This window comes from Kocuria tytonicola (assembly GCF_003687455.1).
GTDB classification, from domain to species: Bacteria; Actinomycetota; Actinomycetes; order Actinomycetales; family Micrococcaceae; genus Kocuria; species Kocuria tytonicola.
This window is the reverse complement of sequence record NZ_PHOA01000142.1, coordinates 1-4,285: the sequence shown is the minus strand read 5'-3', so window position 1 is coordinate 4,285 and position 4,285 is coordinate 1. Positions and strand designations below refer to the sequence as shown.

Sequence of the window (4,285 nt, the reverse complement as noted above, 5' to 3'; positions counted from 1 at the left end):
GGGTGGGGCCCGCAGGGCTCTGGTGAGCAGTACGGCGAGCGCGCTCCCCAGCAGCCCCCGGCGCCTCTGCCCGAGCTGCACCGGCAGGCGGGCTCCGCGCTCGTGGAGGCGGACAACGCGATCCAGCACTCGGAGCAGGAGCTCGCGTTCGCCCAGCTGCAGTACGGCAGCAAGCAGACCCGCCCCTTCGAGGAGGCGCTCGCCCGAGCCAAGGAGCACATGCGCGCGTCCTTCGAGCTGCAGCAGAAGCTCGAGGACGACATCCCGGACACCGAGGCCGAGCAGCGCGCCTGGCTCGGGGAGATCATCGAGCGCACCCGTCAGGCCCGCGCGCCGCTCGCGGAACAGGAGCAGAACTTCTCGCAGCTGCGGCAGCTGGAGACCCGCGCCCCGGAGGCGCTGGAGGCGGTGCGCTCGTCCGTGGCAGGCACCCGGCCCCGCCTCCAGGAGGCCGAGTCCCTCCTGGTCTCCCTGCACGGCCGCTACGAAGACGCCGCACTGGCACCCGTGCGTGACAACGGCGAGCAGGCGCGCGAGCGCCTCGAGTTCGCCGAGGGCGCGGCGACCCGCGCGCAGCAGGACCTCGCGGCCGGACGGACCTCCGAGGCCGTGCTCGGCATCCGTGCCGCGGAGGAGGCCCAGGGCCAGGCGCAGGGGCTGATCGCCTCCGTCGAGAACGCCCGGCGCGAGCTGGCCCGCGCCGAGGAGTCCCTCAAGGACGCGGTGAGCATTGCGCAGCGGGACGTGGCGGAGGCCGAAGGGCTCGTGCGCCAGGGATCCCGCCCCGAGCTCGCGGGCGCCGCCGCCGGTGTCCGCTCCGTGCTGCAGACGGTGACGCAGCAGATGTCCTCGGGCCACTACGACCCCGTGGGCGCGTCCCGGCGGCTGGCGCAGGCGAAGGCCGAGCTGGACAAGGGGCTGCAGGGCGTCCGGGACGCCAACGACCGCGCCCGCTCGGCCCGCGAGACCCTCTCCCACGCGCTCGTCAGCGCGCAGGCGAGCCTGACCACGGCCTCCGACTACGTCTGGGCCCGCCGCGGCGGCGTGGGGGCGCAGGCCCGCACCGAGCTCGCCGAGGCCGAGCGCCACCTGGAGATCGCCCAGCAGCTGCAGAACTCCGACCCCGAGCGTGCGCTGAACGAGGCCAACCAGTCCATTCGGCTCGCGGACTCCGCGCAGCGCTCCGCGCAGCTGGACGTGGACCGGTTCTACGACTCGCCCGGCTACGGCTACGGGGGCTACGGCGGCTCGCGCAGCAACGGCCTCGGCGGTGCCATGCTCGGAGGCATCCTGCTGGGTGGCATCCTCAACGGGGGCGGCGGCTTCGGCGGCGGCCACTACGACGGCGGGGACTACGGCGGAGGAGACTTCGGCGGCGGCTTCGGCGGAGGAGACTTCGGCGGCGGGGTGGGCGGCGACTTCTGAGCGCGCCGTGCCCTGCAGGAGCCCCGTGCCGTTGACGAGACCCGTGCCACGACGGAGCCCGGCAGGCGCGGGGTTCGACCCACAGGCCGCAGGCGCCCCTCCGGGGCGTCAGCGGAACCCATGATTCCAGCATCATCCGGGCGTGAGAACGCCCGACACACGAGAACGGGAGAGCACCATGACCAAACAGTCCATCTTCGGCCGGATCGCCCAGCTGGCGAAGGCCAACATCAACGCAATGATCGACTCCGCCGAGGACCCGCAGAAGATGCTGGACCAGATGGTTCGGGACTACACGGAAAACATCCGCGAGGCCGAGTCCGCCGTGGCCCAGACCATCGGCAACCTCCGGCTGCTCGAGAAGGACCACCAGGAGGACCTCCAGGAGGCCCAGCAGTGGGGCACCAAGGCCCTCGCCGCGTCCAACAAGGCGGACGAGTTCCGCGCCGCGGGCAAGGCCGGCGAGGCGCAGAAGTTCGACGACCTCGCCAAGGTGGCCATCCAGCGTCAGATCCAGTCCGAGAACGAGGCCCGCGGGGCCGAGCCCCAGATCGCGTCCCAGACCGAGACGGTGGCCAAGCTCAAGGACGGGCTCAACAGCATGCGCGGCAAGCTGCAGGAGCTCTCCGCCAAGCGCGACGAGCTCGCGGCGCGGAACAAGACCGTCCAGGCGCAGTCCCAGGTGCAGGACGCCCTGAAGTCCTTCGACGTCATGGACCCCACGAGCGAGGTCTCCCGCTTCGAGGAGAAGATCCGCCGCGAGGAAGCACGCGTGGCGGGCCAGCAGGAGCTCGCTGACTCCTCCCTGGACCGGCAGTTCGAGGCACTGGAGTCCATGGGCCAGCAGACCGAGATCGAGGCCCGCCTGGCGGCGCTGAAGAACGGCGGCTCCACCCGCAACGGCGAGAACATCGTGTCCGCCGAGGAGGTCTAGGACATGCCGGACGCACCCACCGGAGCGCAGCAGCAGCTCGACGCCATCCGTTCTGGCTACGCCACGGACGCTCCGTGCCTGGACCTGGGCGCCGCTCTGGACGACACCGGCGCCCACGCGGACGCACCCGTGCGGGTCCCCCTGTCCACCCTCAACCGGCACGGCCTGGTGGCCGGCGCCACCGGCACCGGCAAGACCAAGACCCTGCAGGCCCTCGCGGAGCAGCTGAGCGCCCAGGGCGTGCCCGTGTTCCTCACGGACGTCAAGGGGGATCTCAGCGGCATCTCCCAGCCCGGCGAGGACAACCCCAAGGTGGCGGAGCGCGCCGCGTCCGTGGGCCAGCAGTGGACCCCCACGGCGAGCCCCACGGAGTTCTTCAGCCTGGGCGGGCAGGGCCGGGGTGTGCCCATCCGTGCCACGGTCACGTCCTTCGGGCCCACGCTGCTCTCCAAGGTGCTGGGGCTCAACGCCACGCAGGAGTCCTCCCTGGGGCTCGTGTTCCACTACGCGGACTCCCACGGGCTTGCGCTGCTGGACCTGAAGGACCTGCGGGAAGTGGTGCTGCACCTGACCTCCCCGGAGGGCAAGGAGGAGCTCGCGAGCATCGGCGGGCTGTCCCCGCAGACCGCCGGGGTGATCCTGCGCGAGCTCACCACGTTCGCGAACGAGGGTGCCGAGGTCTTCTTCGGCGAGCCCGAGTTCGACACCGCGGACCTGCTGCGCACCACCGAGGACGGCAAGGGCGTCGTCTCGTGCCTCGAGCTCTCCGAGGTGCAGCAGCAGCCCCGGTTGTTCTCCACGTTCCTGATGTGGCTGCTCGCGGACCTCTTCCAGGACCTGCCCGAGGTGGGGGACGCGGAGAAGCCGCGCCTGGTGTTCTTCTTCGACGAGGCCCACCTCCTGTTCGAGGGTGCGTCCAAGGAGTTCCTGGACTCGATCGAGCAGACCGTGCGTCTCATCCGTTCCAAGGGCGTGGGCATCTTCTTCGTGACCCAGTCCCCCAAGGACATCCCCTCGGACGTCCTCGCGCAGCTGGGCAACCGGGTGCAGCACGCGTTGCGCGCTTTCACCCCGGACGACGCCAAGGCGCTGAAGGCCGCCGTGCGCACCTACCCGAAGAGCGGGTACGACCTCGAGCAGCTGCTCACGCAGCTGGCCACCGGTGAGGCGGTGGTCACGGTGCTGTCCGAGACCGGTGCCCCCACTCCCGTGGCGTGGACGCGGATGCGCGCTCCGCAGTCGCTCATGGGCCCCGCGCCCGAGAGCGCCGTGGACGCCCTGGTTTCCGCCTCCCCCCGGCTCGCGGCCTACGGCGAGGCCGTGGACCGGGAGTCCGCGTACGAGCTGCTGCACGGGCGGCTGGACCGCGCGGCGGAGGCCGGTCCCGGTGAGGACGCCCCGGAGCGTTCCTCCCAGGAGCATTCCCGGGGCGAGCAGCCCCGCGACGACGGGCGCGGGCAACGCTCACGCCGGGACGAGGGCGGGTTCCTGGGTTCCGTCATGGAGAACCCCGCGGTGCGCTCCATGATGCGCTCCGCAGGTTCCGCCCTGGGCCGTGAGATCACCCGCTCGATCTTCGGCACCTCGCGCCGCCGCCGCTGACGCCGCCCCAGCACGACGACGCCGCCGTGCCCCCTCCCCGGGGCACGGCGGCGTCGTGCTGCGGGGCTTCCGGGACGGCGGAGGGTGCGCGCGGGCATCCCGGGGTCATGGGAAGTCACACCGGAAGCAGGCACCGGACATGCGAAAAGTCCGGCTCCACACGGAGCCGGACTTCTCTCTGGTTGCGGGGGCAAGATTTGAACTTGCGACCTCTGGGTTATGAGCCCAGCGAGCTACCGAACTGCTCCACCCCGCGGCGACATCCACAACTATACGGGCGTCCCCGGGGTCGTGCAAATCGGGGCCCGTCGCGCTCCCGGGACG

At 71.8% G+C, this 4,285-nt stretch carries 3 protein-coding genes and 1 tRNA gene; 3 read left to right on the top strand and 1 reads right to left on the bottom strand.

Going from position 1 to position 4,285, the window contains the following annotated elements; genetic code table 11:
- From CWC38_RS12150 to CWC38_RS11055, 3 genes are all read left to right on the top strand, one after another.
- Positions 1-1,425, top strand: a 1,425-nt coding sequence (locus tag CWC38_RS12150; protein WP_121846780.1) for a coiled-coil domain-containing protein, incomplete at its 5' end; no start/stop codon positions are given.
- 178 nt (positions 1,426-1,603) lie between these two features.
- The gene (locus CWC38_RS11060) at positions 1,604-2,359 is read left to right on the top strand and encodes a PspA/IM30 family protein (RefSeq protein WP_121846778.1); all 756 of its coding nucleotides are present in this window, start codon (positions 1,604-1,606) and stop codon (positions 2,357-2,359) included.
- A gap of 3 nt (positions 2,360-2,362) precedes the next feature.
- On the top strand, positions 2,363-3,961 hold the full coding sequence (locus tag CWC38_RS11055; RefSeq protein ID WP_121846777.1) for a helicase HerA-like domain-containing protein: 1,599 nt from the start codon (positions 2,363-2,365) through the stop codon (positions 3,959-3,961).
- A gap of 179 nt (positions 3,962-4,140) precedes the next feature.
- Here CWC38_RS11055 and CWC38_RS11050 read toward each other — a convergent pair.
- Positions 4,141-4,217, bottom strand: a tRNA-Met gene (locus CWC38_RS11050).
- Between the last annotated feature and the right edge of the window lie 68 nt (positions 4,218-4,285).